Here is a 20,826-nt window from a genome sequence, read left to right on the forward strand (position 1 = left end):
AATAACTTTACTCTTTTTTGAGCAGCTCAGAAAGCACTTTTTGTAATTTTTTTTCATTCCTTACATAGGGAATTCTAATGGACATCACAAAAAGTTCTATCTTATGTTGCTTAGTTACGAAAAAGGGGCGTTATTCAGTAAACCCTTAGTGCGCCTGATCCCAGTTTTCGCCACTACCGACTTCCACCAGCAACGGCACATCAATCTGGGTCTCGTTTTCCATCAGTTGATGGATCTTTTTAGAGACGCTTTCGAGGTCATCTTTATGCACTTCAAACACCAGTTCATCGTGTACCTGCATGATCATGCGCACACGTGGTTGCTCGGTTTGCAGCCACCCGTCCACCGCAATCATGGCTCGTTTGATAATGTCTGCGGCAGTACCCTGCATCGGGGCGTTAATTGCCGCGCGCTCTGCACCAGCGCGACGAGCGCCATTACTGGATTTAATATCCGGTAAATAGAGACGACGCCCTTCCAGCGTTTCGACATAACCTTGCTCTTTTGCCTGTGCACGGGTGCGTTCCATATATTCCAGCACGCCAGGGTAGCGTTCGAAGTAGAGGTCCATGTACTTCTGTGCTTCTTTACGCGGAATATTCAACTGGCGCGCCAAACCAAAGGCACTCATCCCGTAGATCAAACCGAAGTTGATGGCTTTCGCGCTGCGGCGTTGTTCACCAGTCACGGAATCCAGCGGTAAGCCAAAGACTTCCGCAGCCGTTGCGCGGTGAATATCTTTCCCTTCGGCAAATGCGGTAAGCAGACCTTTATCACGCGAGAGATGCGCCATGATACGCAGCTCAATCTGTGAGTAGTCTGCGGAGACAATCACGTAGTCTTCTGGCGCAATAAACGCCTGACGAATACGACGACCTTCGTCATTACGTACCGGGATGTTCTGCAGGTTTGGATCCGTAGATGATAAGCGCCCGGTAGCGGTCACCGCCTGGTGATAGGAGGTGTGAACGCGCCCGGTTTTCTTGTTAATCATCAACGGAAGCTTATCCGTATAGGTCGACTTCAGTTTTGCTAAGCCGCGATATTCCAGGATCACTTTCGGCAATGGGTAATCAAGCGCGAGCTCTTCCAGTACCTCTTCCGACGTTGATGGCGCGCCGCCAGGGGTTTTCTTCAGCGGCTTAATACCCTGCTTTTCAAACAGGATAGTTTGCAGTTGCTTGGTGGAAGAGAGGTTAAACGCTTCTCCGGCGATCTCGTGCGCTTTTTGCTCCAGCTCGTTCAAACGCAGCGTCAGCTCTTCTGAATGTTTGTGCAGAACAGCCGGATCGATTTTCACACCATTGCGCTCAACGCGAGACAAAACAGGAACCAGCGGCATATCGATATTTTCAAAGACGTTCAGCGGTCCTTTATGCTGCTGCAATTCTGGCCACATTTTGAGATGGAGCTGTAGCGTAACGTCGGCATCTTCCGCAGCATAACGTCCGGCTTCTTCCAGCGCTATCTGGTTAAAGGTCAGCTGGTTTTTGCCCTTTCCGGCGATCTCTTCAAAGGTGATGGTTTTATGTTTCAGCCAGCGGTCCGACAGGCTGTCCATATCGTGTCGGCCAGCGACGCTGTTAAGAATGTAGGATTCGAGCATGGTGTCATAGGTGATGCCACGCAGTTCAATGCCATAGTTCGCCAGGATACCGCGATCGTACTTCAGGTTTTGCCCGACTTTATGCGCGTTCTCATCTTCCAGCAGCGGCTTCAGCAATGCCAGCGCGCGGTCGCGAGCGATCTGATCGGGGGCGTCCAGGTAATCGTGGGCAACAGGAACATATGCAGCCACACCCGGTTCAATGGCAAAAGACAGGCCAACCAGATTCGCGGAGATGTTGTCCAGGCTGTCAGTTTCTGTATCGAAGGCAAAGACAGGCGCTTTTTTCAGCTTCGCAATCCACTCTTCCAGCGTCGCTTCATCCAGAATTGTCACATAGTTATCATACGAGAGAACCGTGGCCGGCCCCTCAGGCGTTTCATCGACGGCGATAGTTTCCTGTGGTTTTGCCGCCGGCTTCGTTCCTTTCGCCTGTAGCCATTTACCCGCTTCAACGTCAGTAACCCAACGCTTGAATTCGTACTGTTTAAACAGGCCAAGTAGTTCATCCGCTGCCGGCTGACGTACTTCCAACTGCTCGCAGGTCAACTCCAGTTCAACATCCGTTTTGATGGTAGCTAATTGATAAGAGAGGTACGCTACCTCTTTATTCTGCTCAAGTTTGCCCGCCATAGTTTTCGCACCACGGAAAGTCAGCCCCGCGATTTTGTCTGATTCAGCATAGAGGGTATCCAGCCCCCCCAACCCCTGCAGCAGAGCCTGCGCGGTTTTTTCACCTACGCCAGGAACGCCTGGGATGTTATCTGAGGAATCCCCCATCAGCGCCAGGAAATCGATGATCAGTTCTGGTGGAACACCATATTTATTCGCCACTTCATCCGGGCCGAGGATCGTATTGGTCATAGTGTTGATCAGGGTGATATTCGGTGTCACCAACTGAGCCATATCTTTATCACCGGTACTAATCAACACCGGACGACCCGCCTTCTCTGCTTCCCGCGCCAGCGTACCGATCACATCGTCTGCTTCCACGCCCGAAACGGCCAGCAGTGGCAACCCCATCGCTTTTACCATCGCATGCAGAGGCTCAATCTGCGCACGCAGATCGTCCGGCATGGGTGGGCGGTGTGACTTGTAGTGTTCGAATAACTCATCACGGAAGGTTTTACCCTTAGCGTCGAATACCACCGCAGCATGGGTCGGCTGATATTGCAGAATCAAGCTACGCAGCATGTTGAGGACACCATACATCGCGCCAGTAGGTTCTCCTGCACTGTTAGTCAGCGGCGGGAACGCATGGTATGCGCGATACAGGTAAGAGGAGCCATCTACAAGGATAAGTGGGTTTTCTGGGATCTGAACCATAATGTCCGTGCCTGTTTATCAGATTATGGGTAAAGGATGCCACAGACAGGATGAAAACATGAGTTTTTCGCCGCATTTGTCGAAAAACTTTTGTAGATCTTCTGCTTTGCTCGCAAAGAAGACTGTGGATAACTTTGTGAATAAATAATTTTCAGCTCTTTAAATATAGCAATAAAATTAACACATCATTTTATTTATACATATATTTCAGACGCTTAAATAAATGCGTAGCATTTTATTCCATTTATACAGCTTATATCCTGATGTGGATAGATATTCCCTTTTTTTCTATTCAGGGAAGATCCATCATTTGGTTCGTTTTCTGATAAAATCAGCCCCTTGCGCCTCTTTAGCGCACTATCTATGGCTAACCTTTTGAATAATTTAATTATGACGAGAATACTCGCTGCGATAACGCTGTTGCTGAGTATCGTATTGACCATATTGGTCACGATTTTTTGTTCTGTGCCGATCATCCTTGCCGGAGTTGTAAAACTCCTTTTGCCCGTTCCCGTTGTCTGGCGCAAGGTTTCTGTCTTCTGTAATTTCATGATGTACTGCTGGTGTGAAGGTCTGGCGCTACTGCTACACCTCAATCCGCGACTGAAGTGGGATGTCGAGGGACTGGAAGGTCTTAGCAAGAAAAACTGGTATCTGCTCATTTGTAACCATTACAGCTGGGCTGACATCGTTGTGCTTTGCGTTCTGTTCCGTAAGCACATCCCCATGAATAAATATTTCCTCAAGCAACAACTGGCCTGGGTGCCCTTTATTGGCCTGGCCTGCTGGGCGCTGGATATGCCGTTTATGAAACGCTATTCGCGAGGCTACCTGCTCCGTCATCCAGAACGGCGCGGTAAAGATGTCGAAACAACGCGTCGTTCCTGCGAGAAGTTTCGCGTACACCCGACAACTATTGTGAATTTTGTCGAAGGTTCACGTTTTACCAAAGAGAAATGTGAGCAAACCCGCTCTCCTTATCAAAACTTGCTCCCTCCAAAGGCGGCCGGTATTGCGATGGCATTGAACGTACTGGGGTCACAGTTCGATAAAATGTTGAACGTCACGTTGTGCTATCCGGAAAATAGCAGCCGACCGTTCTACGATATGCTGAGCGGTAAGCTAACGCGTATTGTCGTGCGGGTAAATCTGGAGTCAATTCATGAAGAATTGCACGGTGATTACGTGAACGATAAGGGATTCAAGCGTCGGTTTCAGCTATGGCTTAATACGCTGTGGAGTGAGAAAGACGCGCAGCTCGACGCGATTAAAGCTTCAAATGAAAAAGCCGGTCAGCACAAGTGACCGGCTTTTGCTTTTACTTCTGACCAACCAGATACTTCACGGTATCCGCATACTGTTGTACAAAGATATCCATGCTGCTGGTATCCATGCCCTGCGGATTTACCTGATATTTGCCATTCACGAACATTGCCGGAACGCCCTGCAGCTGTAAATCAGCCGCCGCTTTTTCCTGCTGCGCCACGAGTGATTTCACCACGAAGCTGTTCCATGCCGCATCATAGTCTTCACCTTTAATACCCGCGTCGACAAACACTTTACGGATATCAGCTACAGACTGAACGGTCTGGGTTTTCTGAACACCTTCAAACAACGGAACGGTTACTTGATCTTCAACGCCCAGCGCCATAGCAACGGCCCAAGCTTGCGTCAGATCTTTGCCCAACGGCCCCAGAAACTCGACGTGGTACTTAGTCATCTTGGTGCCTTCCGGCAGTTTTTTCTTCACGTTATCAGAGACGTGAAGAACTTCTTCAAACTGATAGCAGTGCGGGCAGTAGAAGGAGAAGAACTCCAACACTTGCGGTTCACCCGCAACAGGCTTTTCCAGAGTGATGTATTGTTTGCCATCCTGGAACTGCGCTGCAGATGCGCTAAAAGCTAAAACCATACCAGCCAGCGCCAGCCATAATTTTTTCATGTTCAAATTTCTCCGATTAATACATTGGCGTTAATTGTAAGGGGGGCTCTTGCAGAATTTTTGCCTGCTCAATAAAGGTCGCGGTCTGACGATGCCAGTAATCTTCCCCGGTTAACCACGGGAAGTTTTTTGGAAACGCAGGGTCAGCCCAACGTCGAATTAGCCAGGCAAGATAATAAACTAAACGCATAGCGCGTAAAGGTTCTATCAGTCCGATTTCAGAGGTGTCGAACTCACTAAACTCTTCATAAGCCTCGATAATGGTTTCAAGCTGCATGCGTTGTTCAGCTTTATCGCCATTGAGGAGCATCCATAAATCCTGAACAGCCGGGCCATTGCGGGCATCATCTAAATCGACAAACATCGGACCATCGCGCCACAGAATATTACCGGCATGACAATCACCGTGCAGACGTAACGTGGTAAAACGTGCATGCCAGCGTTCGGTAACGACCGCGATAAGCGCATCCGTTGCCTTCAGGAAAGCCGCTTTTTGCCCTGATGGGATCAACTGTGCGTGTTCAAAAAGCTTACGCGGCTCAGTCAGGTATTCTTCAAGGCCAATCGTCGGGCGAAAGGCAAAAGTACGCTTGCATCCGGTCTGATGCATACGCCCCAGATAGCGCCCCACCGCCTCCATCTGATCGATATTGTCGGCCTCAAACTGCCGCCCGCCGACGCTGGGGAAGATCGCATAATGGAAACCCTGATGGCTTAACAGCGTTTGGCCGCTTAGTACCAGCGGTGCAGCTACCGGGACTTCATCGCTTACCAGTTCCAGAGCAAACTGGTGCTCTTCCTGGATCTGCTCGACAGACCAACGTTCAGGGCGATAAAACTTAACGACAAAGCGTCGACGGTCTTCGTCCTGGAATTGATAGACACGGTTTTCATAGCTGTTAAGCGGGGTAAGCCCGGAGTCCACCCGGATCCCCTGCTCAAACAGTGCATCCATGATGGTATCCGGGTGTAGCGTCTGGAAATTAAAAGCGTTGTCGTTCATCCCATCATCCGGAAAATACTACGAATGATTCAGGATATCATTTCGCAGTGCTTTCGGTGGTGGCGATTACAAGCTTTTACTCTTTAATTACGCCACGTGCGCGGAGTAGTGCGGTTTTAAAATCTTCTTCATAATCTTTCTGAATACCTGGGATAACGGCGTCTTTCGCCGAGTCACGCATTTTCAGGTGATAGATCAGAATGTCATCAGTTAAATCTGCCAGTTCGCCGTCAAAACCTGACTCTTGCGCCAGTTTCTGTAAAAATTGCATCAGGTTAAGATCGGGTTCCTTCTGCCAGGCCGGCTGGAGGAGTTCAATAACTTCATTCAGACGTTTACATTTCATGGTTGTGCTCCTTAGGCTCAATACAGATACGTTAGCAGGGTCAATCCCACATTAAAAGAGGCGATATCAGTGATTCTGGATAGTGCAATAACAGGGGTTGTGCTGGCAGGCGGTAAGGCCAGACGGATGGGCGGAACCGATAAAGGTCTGCTTGAGCTGGATGGTAAACCTCTTTGGCGGCATGTGGCCGATACCCTCGCTTTACAGGTCGAAACCGTGGTGGTTAATGCCAATCGCCACCGGGATATTTACCAACAAAGCGGCCTGAAAGTTATCCCTGATTCATTGGCCGATTTCCCTGGCCCACTGGCCGGGATGCTATCGGTATTCCTGCGGCAAGCGGGGGAGTGGTTTCTGTTCTGCCCGTGCGATATGCCCTATATTCCTCACGATCTGGTCAAACGTTTGAAGGAACAGCGCAAAGCTGCACCGGTTGTCTGGGTGCATGATGGGGAAAGAGATCATCCGACCATTGCGCTAATGCACCGCACCATGCAACCCTTGCTACAAGATTATCTTCAGTCCGGTGAAAGACGCGTTATGGTCTTTATGCGCCAGGCTGGCGGTCATGCTGTCGATTTCAGCGATCATAAAGATGCGTTCGTGAACGTGAACACCCCTGAAGAACTTGCAAAATGGCAGGACAAATCATGATCCCATTACTCGCTATAGCAGCATGGAGCGGAACGGGAAAAACTACGCTGCTTAAAAAATTGATCCCGGAGCTACGTGCCAGAGGCATTCGTCCCGGATTGATTAAGCATACTCATCACAATATGGATGTTGATAAGCCCGGCAAAGATAGCTTTGAACTACGCAAAGCCGGTGCAGCGCAAACCCTGGTCGCCAGCCAGCAGCGCTGGGCATTAATGGTAGAGACCCCGGAAGAGCCCGAACTGGATTTAGCGTACCTGGCAAGCAGGATGGATGCTTCTACACTGGATATGGTGTTGGTTGAGGGCTTTAAGCATGAACCTGTTGCTAAGATCGTTCTTTTTCGCGACGGTTGCGGGCACAGTCCAGAGGACCTGGTGATAGACAACTATGTTATCGCGGTTGCCAGTGATATTCCGCTTGCGGTGGATGTTCCATTTTTAGATATCAACGATATACAGCAAGTTGCCGATTTTGTTACGCAATGGATAAGAAGATAGCTGCTGTGTCGTGATACGCTTTTGTAGCCCGGATCAGGCGGGAGGTCACCTCCGGCAGTTCTCACTCCCTGCAGACGCAAAAAAGCCCATCCGGCAGGATGGGCTTCTTCACTTATTTGATGCCTGGCAGTTTATGGCGGGCGTCCTGCCCGCCACCCTCCGGGCCGTTGCTGCGCAACGTTCAAATCCGCTCCCGGCGGATTTGTCCTCCTCAGGAGAGCACTCACCGACAGACCACAGATAAAACAAAAGGCCCGGTCTTTCGACCGGGCCTTTTGCTTTTATTTGATGCCTGGCAGTTCCCTACTCTCGCATGGGGAGACCCCACACTACCATCGGCGCTACGGCGTTTCACTTCTGAGTTCGGCATGGGGTCAGGTGGGACCACCGCGCTACAGCCGCCAGGCAAATTCTGTTTATCAACACACCTCTCGGGCCTGTCGATGTAATCTGTAATCAAGCTGAATTTCGATGTCTCATCCGCCAAAACATCTTCGGCGTTGTAAGGTTAAGCCTCACGGTTCATTAGTATCGGTTAGCTCAACGTATCGCTACGCTTACACACCCGACCTATCAACGTCGTCGTCTTCAACGTTCCTTCAGGACCCTTAAAGGGTCAGGGAGAACTCATCTCGGGGCAAGTTTCGTGCTTAGATGCTTTCAGCACTTATCTCTTCCGCATTTAGCTACCGGGCAATGCCATTGGCATGACAACCCGAACACCAGTGATGCGTCCACTCCGGTCCTCTCGTACTAGGAGCAGCCCCCCTCAATTCTCCAGCGCCCACGGCAGATAGGGACCGAACTGTCTCACGACGTTCTAAACCCAGCTCGCGTACCACTTTAAATGGCGAACAGCCATACCCTTGGGACCTACTTCAGCCCCAGGATGTGATGAGCCGACATCGAGGTGCCAAACACCGCCGTCGATATGAACTCTTGGGCGGTATCAGCCTGTTATCCCCGGAGTACCTTTTATCCGTTGAGCGATGGCCCTTCCATTCAGAACCACCGGATCACTAAGACCTGCTTTCGCACCTGCTCGAGCCGTCACTCTCGCAGTCAAGCTAGCTTATGCCTTTGCACTAACCTCCTGATGTCCGACCAGGATTAGCTAACCTTCGTGCTCCTCCGTTACTCTTTAGGAGGAGACCGCCCCAGTCAAACTACCCACCAGACACTGTCCGCAACCCGGATTACGGGTCTACGTTAGAACACCAGCCATTAAAGGGTGGTATTTCAAGGTTGGCTCCATGCAGACTGGCGTCCACACTTCAAAGCCTCCCACCTATCCTACACATCAAGGACCAGTGTTCAGTGTCAAGCTATAGTAAAGGTTCACGGGGTCTTTCCGTCTTGCCGCGGGTACACTGCATCTTCACAGCGAGTTCAATTTCACTGAGTCTCGGGTGGAGACAGCCTGGCCATCATTACGCCATTCGTGCAGGTCGGAACTTACCCGACAAGGAATTTCGCTACCTTAGGACCGTTATAGTTACGGCCGCCGTTTACCGGGGCTTCGATCAAGAGCTTCTCCTTACGGATAACCCCATCAATTAACCTTCCGGCACCGGGCAGGCGTCACACCGTATACGTCCACTTTCGTGTTTGCACAGTGCTGTGTTTTTAATAAACAGTTGCAGCCAGCTGGTATCTTCGACTGATTTCAGCTCCATGAGTAAATCACTTCACCTACATATCAGCGTGCCTTCTCCCGAAGTTACGGCACCATTTTGCCTAGTTCCTTCACCCGAGTTCTCTCAAGCGCCTTGGTATTCTCTACCTGACCACCTGTGTCGGTTTGGGGTACGATTTCGTGTTACCTGATGCTTAGAGGCTTTTCCTGGAAGCAGGGCATTTGTTACTTCAGCACCGTAGTGCCTCGTCATCACACCTCAGCGTTAACAAGACTCCGGATTTACCTGGAATCTCCGCCTACATGCTTAAACCGGGACAACCGTCGCCCGGCTAACATAGCCTTCTCCGTCCCCCCCTCGCAGTAACACCAAGTACAGGAATATTAACCTGTTTCCCATCGACTACGCCTTTCGGCCTCGCCTTAGGGGTCGACTCACCCTGCCCCGATTAACGTTGGACAGGAACCCTTGGTCTTCCGGCGTGCGGGTTTTTCACCCGCATTATCGTTACTTATGTCAGCATTCGCACTTCTGATACCTCCAGCATGCCTCACAGCACACCTTCAACGGCTTACAGAACGCTCCCCTACCCAACAACACATAGTGTCGCTGCCGCAGCTTCGGTGCATGGTTTAGCCCCGTTACATCTTCCGCGCAGGCCGACTCGACCAGTGAGCTATTACGCTTTCTTTAAATGATGGCTGCTTCTAAGCCAACATCCTGGCTGTCTGTGCCTTCCCACATCGTTTCCCACTTAACCATGACTTTGGGACCTTAGCTGGCGGTCTGGGTTGTTTCCCTCTTCACGACGGACGTTAGCACCCGCCGTGTGTCTCCCGTGATAACATTCTTCGGTATTCGCAGTTTGCATCGGGTTGGTAAGTCGGGATGACCCCCTAGCCGAAACAGTGCTCTACCCCCGAAGATGAATTCACGAGGCGCTACCTAAATAGCTTTCGGGGAGAACCAGCTATCTCCCGGTTTGATTGGCCTTTCACCCCCAGCCACAAGTCATCCGCTAATTTTTCAACATTAGTCGGTTCGGTCCTCCAGTTAGTGTTACCCAACCTTCAACCTGCCCATGGCTAGATCACCGGGTTTCGGGTCTATACCCTGCAACTTAACGCCCAGTTAAGACTCGGTTTCCCTTCGGCTCCCCTATTCGGTTAACCTTGCTACAGAATATAAGTCGCTGACCCATTATACAAAAGGTACGCAGTCACCCCATAAAGAGGCTCCCACTGCTTGTACGTACACGGTTTCAGGTTCTTTTTCACTCCCCTCGCCGGGGTTCTTTTCGCCTTTCCCTCACGGTACTGGTTCACTATCGGTCAGTCAGGAGTATTTAGCCTTGGAGGATGGTCCCCCCATATTCAGACAGGATACCACGTGTCCCGCCCTACTCTTCGAGTTCACAACACATGCACTTTTGTGTACGGGGCTGTCACCCTGTATCGCCGGACTTTCCAGACCGTTCCACTACCACACATGCTGATTCAGACTCTGGGCTGCTCCCCGTTCGCTCGCCGCTACTGGGGGAATCTCGGTTGATTTCTTTTCCTCGGGGTACTTAGATGTTTCAGTTCCCCCGGTTCGCTTCATTACGCTATGTATTCACGTAATGATAGTGTGACGAATCACACTGGGTTTCCCCATTCGGAAATCGCCGGTTATAACGGTTCATATCACCTTACCGACGCTTATCGCAGATTAGCACGTCCTTCATCGCCTCTGACTGCCAGGGCATCCACCGTGTACGCTTAGTCGCTTAACCTCACAACCCGAAGATGTTTCGTAAAACATTTCAGTGTTGCGAAAATTTGAGAGACTCGGACACACCGCTTTTCATTTCTTGTTTACGGAGAAATGAAACAGTGTGTCGTTTCAATTTTCAGCTTGATCCAGATTTTTAAAGAGCAAAACTTCGCAGTGAACCTTTTCAGGTACACTCTGAAGTTTTCTTGTGTTTTTGCAGTAAGGAATGGTGGAGCTATGCGGGATCGAACCGCAGACCTCCTGCGTGCAAAGCAGGCGCTCTCCCAGCTGAGCTATAGCCCCATCGTAGTTAAATCTCGTTTAACCTTAATTTCTGTTGAGGCAAGGCGTGGTGACGCGAAGCATACTGAAGTATGTGAGCGTCGCCGCAACGCAGCATCAGCAGAAATTTGGTAGGCCTGAGTGGACTTGAACCACCGACCTCACCCTTATCAGGGGTGCGCTCTAACCACCTGAGCTACAAGCCTGCAGAGATTTTCTTACTGCTAATTTTCATCAGACAATCTGTGTGAGCACTACAAAGGTCGGTTCTTTAAGGTAAGGAGGTGATCCAACCGCAGGTTCCCCTACGGTTACCTTGTTACGACTTCACCCCAGTCATGAATCACAAAGTGGTAAGCGCCCTCCCGAAGGTTAAGCTACCTACTTCTTTTGCAACCCACTCCCATGGTGTGACGGGCGGTGTGTACAAGGCCCGGGAACGTATTCACCGTGGCATTCTGATCCACGATTACTAGCGATTCCGACTTCATGGAGTCGAGTTGCAGACTCCAATCCGGACTACGACATACTTTATGAGGTCCGCTTGCTCTCGCGAGGTCGCTTCTCTTTGTATATGCCATTGTAGCACGTGTGTAGCCCTACTCGTAAGGGCCATGATGACTTGACGTCATCCCCACCTTCCTCCAGTTTATCACTGGCAGTCTCCTTTGAGTTCCCGGCCGAACCGCTGGCAACAAAGGATAAGGGTTGCGCTCGTTGCGGGACTTAACCCAACATTTCACAACACGAGCTGACGACAGCCATGCAGCACCTGTCTCAGAGTTCCCGAAGGCACCAAAGCATCTCTGCTAAGTTCTCTGGATGTCAAGAGTAGGTAAGGTTCTTCGCGTTGCATCGAATTAAACCACATGCTCCACCGCTTGTGCGGGCCCCCGTCAATTCATTTGAGTTTTAACCTTGCGGCCGTACTCCCCAGGCGGTCGACTTAACGCGTTAGCTCCGGAAGCCACGCCTCAAGGGCACAACCTCCAAGTCGACATCGTTTACGGCGTGGACTACCAGGGTATCTAATCCTGTTTGCTCCCCACGCTTTCGCACCTGAGCGTCAGTCTTTGTCCAGGGGGCCGCCTTCGCCACCGGTATTCCTCCAGATCTCTACGCATTTCACCGCTACACCTGGAATTCTACCCCCCTCTACAAGACTCTAGCCTGCCAGTTTCGGATGCAGTTCCCAGGTTGAGCCCGGGGATTTCACATCCGACTTGACAGACCGCCTGCGTGCGCTTTACGCCCAGTAATTCCGATTAACGCTTGCACCCTCCGTATTACCGCGGCTGCTGGCACGGAGTTAGCCGGTGCTTCTTCTGCGAGTAACGTCAATTGCTGCGGTTATTAACCACAACACCTTCCTCCTCGCTGAAAGTACTTTACAACCCGAAGGCCTTCTTCATACACGCGGCATGGCTGCATCAGGCTTGCGCCCATTGTGCAATATTCCCCACTGCTGCCTCCCGTAGGAGTCTGGACCGTGTCTCAGTTCCAGTGTGGCTGGTCATCCTCTCAGACCAGCTAGGGATCGTCGCCTAGGTGAGCCGTTACCCCACCTACTAGCTAATCCCATCTGGGCACATCCGATGGCAAGAGGCCCGAAGGTCCCCCTCTTTGGTCTTGCGACGTTATGCGGTATTAGCTACCGTTTCCAGTAGTTATCCCCCTCCATCGGGCAGTTTCCCAGACATTACTCACCCGTCCGCCACTCGTCACCCAAGGAGCAAGCTCCTCTGTGCTACCGTTCGACTTGCATGTGTTAGGCCTGCCGCCAGCGTTCAATCTGAGCCATGATCAAACTCTTCAATTTAAGTTTGATGCTCGTGAATTAAACTTCGTAATGAATTACGTGTTCACTCAGAGACTTGGTATTCATTTTTCGTCTTGCGACGTTAAGAATCCGTATCTTCGAGTGCCCACACAGATTGTCTGATAAATTGTTAAAGAGCAGTGCCGCTTCGCTTTTTCTCAGCGGCGCGGGGTGTGCATATTACGCCATCCCGCTGGAGAGTCAAGCGTTTATTTTCGCTTTTCTCCGCTGACCCGGCAGCTTGTAATCCGTTGTTCCGTGTCAGTGGAGGCGCATTATAGGGAGTTATTTCAGGCTGACAAGGGGAAATTTAAAATAATCTTCCGAGTGCGTATTTTTTATTCTTTGCGCTTATTTTGACAACGTTTTGTGGGTTAATTGGGCGATTTCCCGCGCGAAATCCGCGACCTGTTCCCAATCGGTATACACCACTTCTTTATTGGTATCTGTTTCACCGCCTGACATCTTCATTATCAGTTGAATCATAACGCGGTCATACCAGCGATAGCGGGGATACAGCAAAGCGCCAGCAATAACCGCACTGCGATCAGGCCGCCACGGCGAACTCATCAGGAACTTACGCGCATAGCTGTTAGTTTGCGGCGTGCGTTTCTCCGGTTTACGGGCAACCAGGTTTACGGAGTAGAAGGCACTCGGCATCGCGTTCAGCCGCATGGCATGCTTTTTCACAAACTCCTGAAAAGCTGCATGGTAATGACCATAGCGAATCGAGGCGCCAATCACCACGCTGTCATAATTTTGCCAGTCAGGCTCCGCGGTACGATGCAAATTAACGACATCCGCCCAAACGCCCAGCTCTTTGAGTTCAGAAGCCAGATACTCGGCGATTTCACGCGTTTGTCCATCCCGGGAAGAAAAAAGAATCAGTGTTTTCACGTGTTACTCCATTATTCACGCCAGAAAGTAGGGGTAAAGAGTACCAGCAGGGTAAAGACCTCCAGACGACCAAACAGCATATTGGCAATCAGGATCCACTTCGCCACGGGGTTCATACTGGCAAAGTTGTCGGCGACAACCCCCAGCCCAGGCCCCAGGTTATTCAGCGTCGCCACAACAGAGGCAAACGCGGAGAAGTCATCAACACCGGTCGCAATAATCGCCAGCATACTGATAATAAAGACCAGCGCATAGGCAGAGAAGAATCCCCACACAGCTTCAAGGATTCGCTCCGGCAAAGCACGGTTACCCAGCTTGATACTGTAAACCGCATTCGGGTGGACCAGTCGTTTCAATTCGCGGTTACCCTGCTTAAACAGCAACAGGATTCGAATCACCTTCAAGCCACCGCCCGTCGACCCGGCACAGCCGCCAATAAAAGCAGAACATAGCAACAGCACCGGCAGGAACAGCGGCCAGCGGGCAATACTGTCCGTAGTAAATCCGGCGGTCGTCGCCATCGATACCACCTGAAAAAAAGCCTGGTTGATGGTCGTGAGTGCCGAACCGTAGGTATTGTGTATCCACAGCACCAGCGTACAGACAGCCACCAGCGTCAGCTGCACCCCAATGAACATGCGGAATTCTGGATCGCGCCAGTAGACCTTCAGGCTGCGACCGCTGAGTAAAGAGAAGTGCAGACCATAGTTACAACCGGAGATCAGCAAGAAGATAGCAATAATGGTGTTAATCGTGGGACTGTCGAAATACCCCACGCTGGCATCGTGTGTGGAAAAGCCGCCGATGGCTATCGTAGCAAAGCTGTGCCCAATAGCGTCAAACGCGGGCATCCCGGCAAACCATAGCGCCAGCGCACACGCCACCGTCAGTAATACATAGATAAGCCACAGCGTTTTCGCCGTTTCGGCAATACGCGGACGCATTTTGTTATCTTTCAGCGGGCCCGGCATTTCTGCCCGGTAGAGCTGCATCCCACCGACGCCAAGAATAGGCAGAATAGCCACCGCCAGCACGATGATCCCCATCCCGCCGAACCATTGCAGCATCTGTCGATAAAAGAGGATAGCGTGTGGCAATGAATCCAGCCCCACCAGCGTTGTCGCCCCCGTGGTGGTTAATCCGGAGAAGGATTCAAAAAAAGCGTCGGTTATCGTGAGGTTAGGGCTTTCCGCAAAAATGAACGGTAGCGCACCCACGCTACCCAGCACGGTCCAGAACAAAACGACAATCAGAAACCCTTCGCGCGATTTCAGCTCGCCCTTCTCTTTACGGTTTGGCCACCACAGCATGGAGCCGATCGCCAGAGCAACGAAGAAAGTTTGGGTAAACGCACGCCCTGCCCCATCGCGGTAGATGAGCGCTACCAGTCCGGGGATAATCATTGTCCCCGAGAATAAGATGACCAGTAGTCCAACGATTCGGGTGATGGCGCGAAAATGCATCTCTGCCGCTTCCTTAGTTCTTTAAAATGAGGTGGGGATTATTCTTCAATCGCTAACAATTGCAATGAACCACGACTAAAATCCGCCAGTTTTGCCGAAAATTCATCCACTTTGGCATAAGGAAGCGCCACCCTGAGCCGAACAAAAGCCTGGTAATCACTGGCAACAACTTTACCGTCAAACTGCCCCAGCAAAGCTTCAATGCCTGCCAGCTGACCGTACTCACACTGCAAAGTATATTCGGTTAATGGCGTCTTGCGCTGCGTCGTTAACTGACGCAACGCCTGATTCACGCCGCCACCGTAGGCTTTCACTAGCCCCCCCGTACCCAGAAGGATACCGCCGTAGTAGCGCACCACCACCGCGGTAATCTCACCGATGCCACTCCCCATCAGCTGCGCGAGCATCGGTTTGCCTGCCGTACCAGCCGGTTCGCCATCGTCTGAAAATCCCAGCTGCTGAGAGTCATTGGGCGCGCCCGCCACCCACGCCACACAATGGTGGCGGGCGTCCGGGTGTTCCATTTTGACTGACTCAACAAACGCTTTCGCCGCTTCTACGCCGTCCGTATGGGCGAGCAGCGTAATGAAGCGGCTTTTTTTGATCTCTTCAACGACGCTTACCGGCGCCGCAGGGATTAACCAACTGTCCATTACGCCAGTTTTAAATCCCGTGTCATGTTTTCGATATTGTTCTCGTGGACCACCACGTTATCTTCAATACGAATACCGCCGAACGGTTTCAGGGCTTCAATTTTCTGCCAGTTGAAGTGTTTGCTGAACTGCCCTTCACGCCACGGCGCCAGCAGCGATTCAATGAAGTAGATGCCCGGTTCGATGGTCAGGACCATGCCCGGTTGCAGCACGCGGGTGCAACGCAGGTAAGGATACTTCGACGGCGCGGCCAGATGCGTACCGCTGTCATCCTGCATAAAGCCAGCGACATCGTGTACCTGCAGGCCCAGCGGGTGACCAATGCCATGCGGCATAAACGGCCCGGTAAGATCGTTTTCCACCATCGCCTCTTCACTCATATCGGTGATGATTTGATGCTTACGCAGCAGCTTCGCGATGCGCTGATGGAACTGAATGTGATAATCCACGTAGCTGGTACCCGCTTTCATAGTGGCAATCAGCGCCAGTTGCTCGTCATTCACATCCTTCACCAGATGCGCATAGTCGTTGTCGCTTTTCGCCGACCACGTACGCGTCAGGTCTGCTGCATAGCCGTTGTATTCCGCACCGGCGTCCAGCAGGAAACTGCGGATTTCAGACGGAGCCTGATGATCCAGCCTGGTGTAATGCAGAACCGAAGCATGCTCGTTAAGCGCCACGATGTTGCTGTACGGCACGTCGGTGTCGCGATGACCGGTAGCAGTCAGGTAAGCGAGGTTGATGTCAAACTCGCTCATCCCGGAACGGAACGCTTCTTCCGCGGCACGGTGTCCATTCACCGCCATTTTCTGTGCTTCGCGCATACAGGCCAGTTCGTAATCTGTTTTGTAAGCACGATAATAATGCAGGTAGTCGATAACCCCTTTCGGGTTGATATTGCTGGCCGCGATGTCTAGCTGCAGCGCGCGTTCCGGAACCGGACCGATGTAACCGATATTGCCGCGAGCAGCAGGCAGTTGGCTACCGATACCATCAGCTTTTGGCAGCGCGATGATCTCAATTTCTTCCGTCCAGAAGGAGGTCGGCAGCGGCTCAACGTTGTGCCAGTAATCGACCGGCAGGTAGAACCACAATTTCGGCTTATTCACGCCATCCACTAGCAACCAGCAGTTAGGAACCTGCGTTACAGGCACCCAGGCTTTGAATTGCGGATTGACCTTAAACGGATAGGGATGATCGTCGAGAAAGACGTTAACAAGTTCTCCTGAGTGAATAAGTAACGCATCCAGCTTGAAGCGCTCCAGCGCGTCGCGCGTCCGTTCTTGTAGGGTAACGATATGATTTTTATAGAGTGCGGCCAGTGATTCCATTTTCTATCCTTCTGTTTTTTTGACCTCAAGTGTCCGCATCTTAGCACATCGTTTTGCGAGTGCGTGATTTCTGCCGAGCGTGATCAAATCGTCATTTCTTTAATCATTCATTTGCATTTTATTAACATAAAACACACACTTCGATTCATCTGGTATGACCAGATCACCTTGCGGATTCAGGAGACTGACATGCTTTACAAAGGCGACACCCTGTACCTCGACTGGCTGGAAGATGGCATCGCCGAACTGGTGTTCGATGCCCCAGGCTCAGTCAATAAACTCGACACGGCCACCGTTGCCAGCCTGGGCCATGCGCTTGACGTGCTGGAAAAACAACCGAATTTAAAAGGGCTGCTGCTGCGTTCTAACAAAGCAGCCTTTATTGTTGGTGCCGACATCACCGAATTCCTTTCACTGTTCCTCGTGCCTGAAGAGCAGTTGAGCCAGTGGCTGCATTTTGCCAACAGCGTGTTTAATCGCCTGGAAGATCTGCCTGTTCCGACTCTCTCAGCGGTTAACGGCTATGCGCTGGGCGGCGGCTGTGAGTGTGTCCTGGCGACCGATTATCGTCTGGCTACGCCGGACCTGCGCATCGGCCTGCCGGAAACCAAGCTGGGCATTATGCCAGGCTTTGGCGGCTCCGTGCGTATGCCACGTATGCTGGGTGCGGACAGCGCGCTGGAAATTATTGCTGCGGGTAAAGATGTGGGTGCTGAGCAGGCGCTAAAAATCGGTCTGGTCGATGGCGTAGTGAAGCAAGACAAACTGCTTGATGGCGCGATCGCGGTATTACGTCAGGCGATTAACGGCGACCTCGACTGGAAAGCCAAACGTCAGCCGAAGCTGGAGCCGTTGAAACTCAGTAAAATTGAAGCGGCTATGAGCTTTACCATCGCCAAAGGTATGGTGGCGCAGACGGCAGGTAAGCATTATCCCGCACCGATTACCGCGGTAAAAACCATTGAAGCAGCGGCCCGTTTTGGTCGTGAAGAAGCGCTGAATCTGGAAAATAAAAGCTTTGTTCCACTGGCGCACACCAATGAAGCCCGCGCACTGGTTGGAATTTTCCTTAACGATCAGTTCGTGAAAGCCAAAGCCAAAAAGCTCACCAAAAATGTTGAAGCGCCAAAGCAAGCGGCTGTGCTGGGCGCAGGCATTATGGGCGGCGGCATCGCTTACCAGTCGGCCTGGAAAGGCGTGCCGGTTGTCATGAAAGATATCAACGACAAATCATTAACGCTGGGTATGACCGAAGCGGCCAAGCTACTGAACAAACAGCTTGAGCGCGGCAAAATTGACGGTCTGAAAATGGCGGGCGTTATTTCCACCATTCATCCCACCCTCGACTATAGCGGTTTCGAACGCGTGGACGTGGTAGTTGAAGCGGTCGTAGAAAACCCAAAAGTGAAAAAAGCGGTACTGGCGGAAACCGAAGATCAGGTTCGCCCGGACACCGTACTGGCTTCGAATACTTCCACCATCCCAATCAACGAACTGGCCAGCGCGCTTAAGCGTCCGGAAAACTTCTGTGGGATGCACTTCTTTAACCCGGTGCACCGTATGCCGCTGGTTGAGATCATTCGCGGCGAGAAAAGCTCGGATGAAACCATCGCTAAGGTTGTCGCCTGGGCAAGCCAGATGGGCAAAACGCCGATTGTGGTTAATGACTGCCCTGGTTTCTTCGTTAACCGCGTGCTGTTCCCCTATTTTGCCGGTTTCAGTCAGTTACTGCGCGACGGGGCGGATTTCCGCAAAGTCGACAAAGTGATGGAAAAACAGTTTGGTTGGCCGATGGGCCCGGCTTATCTGCTGGACGTGGTAGGTATTGATACCGCGCACCACGCGCAGGCGGTGATGTCCGCAGGCTTCCCTCAGCGTATGCAGAAAGATTATCGCGATGCGATAGACGCCCTGTTTGATGCTAACCGTTTCGGGCAGAAAAACGGTCTCGGATTCTGGCGTTATAAAGAAGACAACAAGGGCAAGCCGAAGAAAGAAGAAGATGCCACCGTTGACGATCTGCTGGCAGAGGTCAGCCAGCCGAAACGCGACTTCAGCGATGAAGAGATTATCGCCCGCATGATGATCCCTATGGTCAACGAAGTAGTGCGTTGCCTGGAAGAAGGCATTATCGCCAGCCCGGCAGAAGCCGATATGGCGCTGGTATACGGTCTGGGCTTCCCTCCGTTCCACGGCGGTGCGTTCCGCTGGCTGGATACGCTCGGCAGCGCGAAGTATCTCGATATGGCTCAGCAGTATCAGCACCTTGGTCCGCTGTATGAAGTTCCGGTCGGTCTGCGTGATAAAGCGCGCCATAACGAACCGTATTATCCCCAGGTTGAGCCAGCCCGCCCGGTTGGCAGCCTGAAAACGGCTTAAGGAGTCACAATGGAACAGGTTGTAATTGTTGATGCGATCCGTACCCCGATGGGCCGTTCGAAAGGGGGCGCGTTTCGGAACGTGCGGGCAGAAGATCTCTCTGCACATTTAATGCGTAGCCTGCTGGCGCGTAATCCGGCGCTGGAGCCAACCGCGCTTGATGACATTTACTGGGGCTGTGTGCAACAAACGCTGGAGCAGGGTTTCAATATCGCCCGTAATGCCGCGCTGTTGGCGGAAGTTCCGCACTCCGTTCCGGCCGTCACGGTCAATCGCCTGTGCGGTTCGTCCATGCAGGCGCTGCACGATGCGGCACGCATGATCATGACTGGTGATGCTCAGGCGTGCCTGATTGGCGGCGTTGAGCATATGGGCCATGTGCCAATGAGCCACGGCGTTGATTTCCACCCGGGTATGAGCCGCAACGTGGCGAAAGCCGCAGGGATGATGGGCCTGACCGCGGAAATGCTCTCCCGCATGCACGGCATCAGCCGTGAAATGCAGGACGCTTTCGCCGCACGTTCACACGCTCGCGCCTGGGCTGCAACACAGTCTGGCGCTTTTAAAAACGAAATCATCCCGACCGGCGGTCATGATGCCGACGGCGTGCTGAAGCAGTTTAACTACGATGAGGTTATCCGTCCGGAAACGACCGTTGAAGCGCTCTCCACCCTGCGCCCGGCGTTCGATCCGGTGAACGGAACGGTGACTGCCGGTACCTCCTCTGCGCTCTCCGACGGCGCAGCGGCGATGCTGGTAATGAGCGAAAGCCGCGCCCGTCAGTTGGGTCTGACGCCGCGTGCCCGTATTCGTTCGATGGCTGTTGTCGGCTGCGATCCGTCAATCATGGGTTACGGCCCGGTTCCGGCCTCAAAGCTGGCGCTGAAAAAAGCGGGGCTCTCCACCAGCGACATCGGTTTGTTTGAGATGAACGAAGCCTTTGCCGCTCAGATCCTGCCGTGTATTAAAGATCTGGGGCTGATGGAGCAGATCGATGAGAAGATCAACCTCAATGGTGGGGCGATCGCCTTGGGTCACCCGCTAGGCTGTTCTGGGGCGCGTATCAGCACCACCCTGCTCAACCTGATGGAACGCAAAGACGTGCAGTTTGGTCTGGCGACGATGTGTATCGGGTTAGGTCAGGGTATCGCAACGGTATTTGAGCGAGTTTAATCAAAGCATGCCGGGGGCGCTTCGCTTGCCCGGCCTACGAAATGTTATCTCAAAGCCATT

General features: G+C 52.1%; 14 protein-coding genes, 2 tRNA genes and 3 rRNA genes. 5 read left to right on the top strand and 14 right to left on the bottom strand.

Features of this window, described 5'->3' with window-relative positions:
- Positions 1 to 145: 145 nt before the first annotated feature.
- Together polA and HV350_RS26765 are read right to left on the bottom strand one after the other, a co-directional pair.
- Positions 146 to 2,932 carry a DNA polymerase I gene (gene polA / locus HV350_RS24280; RefSeq protein ID WP_181629498.1) on the bottom strand — a complete coding sequence of 929 codons (2,787 nt, stop codon included), beginning with the start codon at positions 2,930 to 2,932 and terminating at the stop codon, positions 146 to 148.
- Positions 2,933 to 3,147: 215 nt separating this feature from the next.
- A complete protein-coding gene (locus HV350_RS26765; protein ID WP_019077950.1) occupies positions 3,148 to 3,483 on the bottom strand; it encodes a hypothetical protein in 336 nt (111 codons plus the stop codon).
- On the opposite strand from HV350_RS26765, the gene HV350_RS24285 reads away from it, so the two are divergent.
- Complete coding sequence (locus HV350_RS24285; protein WP_225623001.1) at positions 3,377 to 4,237, top strand: acyltransferase; 861 nt, start codon at positions 3,377 to 3,379, stop codon at positions 4,235 to 4,237. The two genes, HV350_RS26765 and HV350_RS24285, sit on opposite strands and share 107 nt — an antisense overlap.
- 13 nt (positions 4,238 to 4,250) lie before the next feature.
- Here the strand turns inward: HV350_RS24285 and dsbA are convergent, their stop codons facing one another.
- The 3 genes from dsbA to HV350_RS24300 form a co-directional block, all read right to left on the bottom strand.
- Positions 4,251 to 4,874 carry a thiol:disulfide interchange protein DsbA gene (gene dsbA / locus HV350_RS24290; protein ID WP_016155156.1) on the bottom strand — a complete coding sequence of 208 codons (624 nt, stop codon included), beginning with the start codon at positions 4,872 to 4,874 and terminating at the stop codon, positions 4,251 to 4,253.
- Positions 4,875 to 4,890: 16 nt separating this feature from the next.
- Complete coding sequence (locus tag HV350_RS24295; RefSeq protein WP_016155155.1) at positions 4,891 to 5,877, bottom strand: serine/threonine protein kinase; 987 nt, start codon at positions 5,875 to 5,877, stop codon at positions 4,891 to 4,893.
- Between the two features lie 76 nt (positions 5,878 to 5,953).
- Complete coding sequence (locus HV350_RS24300; protein WP_003028616.1) at positions 5,954 to 6,223, bottom strand: YihD family protein; 270 nt, start codon at positions 6,221 to 6,223, stop codon at positions 5,954 to 5,956.
- Positions 6,224 to 6,292: 69 nt separating this feature from the next.
- Between HV350_RS24300 and mobA the strand changes: the two genes are divergently transcribed.
- Together mobA and mobB are read left to right on the top strand one after the other, a co-directional pair.
- Entirely contained in the window at positions 6,293 to 6,877 is a 585-nt protein-coding gene (gene mobA / locus HV350_RS24305; protein ID WP_181629501.1) for a molybdenum cofactor guanylyltransferase MobA, read from the top strand.
- Positions 6,859 to 7,377 (top strand): molybdopterin-guanine dinucleotide biosynthesis protein MobB, encoded by a 519-nt coding sequence (gene mobB, locus HV350_RS24310; protein ID WP_181629502.1) that lies wholly within the window; start codon positions 6,859 to 6,861, stop codon positions 7,375 to 7,377. Before mobA ends, mobB begins: the two co-directional genes overlap by 19 nt.
- Before the next feature lie 290 nt (positions 7,378 to 7,667).
- Here the strand turns inward: mobB and rrf are convergent.
- The 9 genes from rrf to pepQ form a co-directional block, all read right to left on the bottom strand.
- Positions 7,668 to 7,783: ribosomal RNA gene (gene rrf, locus HV350_RS24315) — 5S ribosomal RNA — on the bottom strand.
- A gap of 98 nt (positions 7,784 to 7,881) precedes the next feature.
- Positions 7,882 to 10,788, bottom strand: a 23S ribosomal RNA gene (locus tag HV350_RS24320).
- A 208-nt stretch (positions 10,789 to 10,996) separates the two neighbouring features.
- Positions 10,997 to 11,072 (bottom strand) — tRNA-Ala (locus tag HV350_RS24325).
- A 108-nt stretch (positions 11,073 to 11,180) separates the two neighbouring features.
- Positions 11,181 to 11,257, bottom strand: a tRNA-Ile gene (locus HV350_RS24330).
- Positions 11,258 to 11,328: 71 nt separating this feature from the next.
- Positions 11,329 to 12,870: ribosomal RNA gene (locus tag HV350_RS24335) — 16S ribosomal RNA — on the bottom strand.
- Together the 16S, 23S and 5S rRNA genes with 2 tRNA genes alongside form the textbook arrangement of a ribosomal RNA operon.
- Positions 12,871 to 13,221: 351 nt before the next feature.
- Positions 13,222 to 13,767 (bottom strand): menaquinone-dependent protoporphyrinogen IX dehydrogenase, encoded by a 546-nt coding sequence (gene hemG / locus HV350_RS24340; protein WP_181629504.1) that lies wholly within the window; start codon positions 13,765 to 13,767, stop codon positions 13,222 to 13,224.
- A gap of 11 nt (positions 13,768 to 13,778) precedes the next feature.
- Positions 13,779 to 15,230, bottom strand: a complete 1,452-nt coding sequence (trkH, locus tag HV350_RS24345; RefSeq protein ID WP_003017848.1) for a Trk system potassium transporter TrkH — start codon at positions 15,228 to 15,230, stop codon at positions 13,779 to 13,781.
- Positions 15,231 to 15,268: 38 nt separating this feature from the next.
- Entirely contained in the window at positions 15,269 to 15,883 is a 615-nt protein-coding gene (locus tag HV350_RS24350) for an IMPACT family protein (protein ID WP_047499555.1), read from the bottom strand.
- Positions 15,883 to 17,214 carry a Xaa-Pro dipeptidase gene (pepQ, locus tag HV350_RS24355; protein ID WP_016155150.1) on the bottom strand — a complete coding sequence of 444 codons (1,332 nt, stop codon included), beginning with the start codon at positions 17,212 to 17,214 and terminating at the stop codon, positions 15,883 to 15,885. Before pepQ ends, HV350_RS24350 begins: the two co-directional genes overlap by 1 nt.
- 189 nt (positions 17,215 to 17,403) lie before the next feature.
- On the opposite strand from pepQ, the gene fadB reads away from it, so the two are divergent.
- Complete coding sequence (fadB, locus tag HV350_RS24360) at positions 17,404 to 19,593, top strand: fatty acid oxidation complex subunit alpha FadB (RefSeq protein ID WP_047416480.1); 2,190 nt, start codon at positions 17,404 to 17,406, stop codon at positions 19,591 to 19,593.
- A 9-nt stretch (positions 19,594 to 19,602) separates the two neighbouring features.
- On the top strand, positions 19,603 to 20,766 hold the full coding sequence (fadA, locus tag HV350_RS24365) for an acetyl-CoA C-acyltransferase FadA (protein ID WP_016155148.1): 1,164 nt from the start codon (positions 19,603 to 19,605) through the stop codon (positions 20,764 to 20,766).
- The last annotated feature ends 60 nt before the right edge of the window (positions 20,767 to 20,826 follow it).

Source organism: Citrobacter sp. RHBSTW-01013, assembly GCF_013781985.1.
GTDB lineage: Bacteria > Pseudomonadota > Gammaproteobacteria > Enterobacterales > Enterobacteriaceae > Citrobacter > Citrobacter braakii.

Coding starts and splice junctions, on each gene's coding strand:
- HV350_RS26765 (WP_019077950.1), bottom strand. CDS start 3,483: ATGAAATTACAGAAGACAGAAACCTTGCGCCAGACAACGGGAACGGGC.
- pepQ (WP_016155150.1), bottom strand. CDS start 17,214: ATGGAATCACTGGCCGCACTCTATAAAAATCATATCGTTACCCTACAA.
- trkH (WP_003017848.1), bottom strand. CDS start 15,230: ATGCATTTTCGCGCCATCACCCGAATCGTTGGACTACTGGTCATCTTA.
- fadA (WP_016155148.1), top strand. CDS start 19,603: ATGGAACAGGTTGTAATTGTTGATGCGATCCGTACCCCGATGGGCCGT.
- HV350_RS24300 (WP_003028616.1), bottom strand. CDS start 6,223: ATGAAATGTAAACGTCTGAATGAAGTTATTGAACTCCTCCAGCCGGCC.
- HV350_RS24350 (WP_047499555.1), bottom strand. CDS start 15,883: ATGGACAGTTGGTTAATCCCTGCGGCGCCGGTAAGCGTCGTTGAAGAG.
- mobB (WP_181629502.1), top strand. CDS start 6,859: ATGGCAGGACAAATCATGATCCCATTACTCGCTATAGCAGCATGGAGC.
- dsbA (WP_016155156.1), bottom strand. CDS start 4,874: ATGAAAAAATTATGGCTGGCGCTGGCTGGTATGGTTTTAGCTTTTAGC.
- HV350_RS24295 (WP_016155155.1), bottom strand. CDS start 5,877: ATGAACGACAACGCTTTTAATTTCCAGACGCTACACCCGGATACCATC.
- polA (WP_181629498.1), bottom strand. CDS start 2,932: ATGGTTCAGATCCCAGAAAACCCACTTATCCTTGTAGATGGCTCCTCT.
- fadB (WP_047416480.1), top strand. CDS start 17,404: ATGCTTTACAAAGGCGACACCCTGTACCTCGACTGGCTGGAAGATGGC.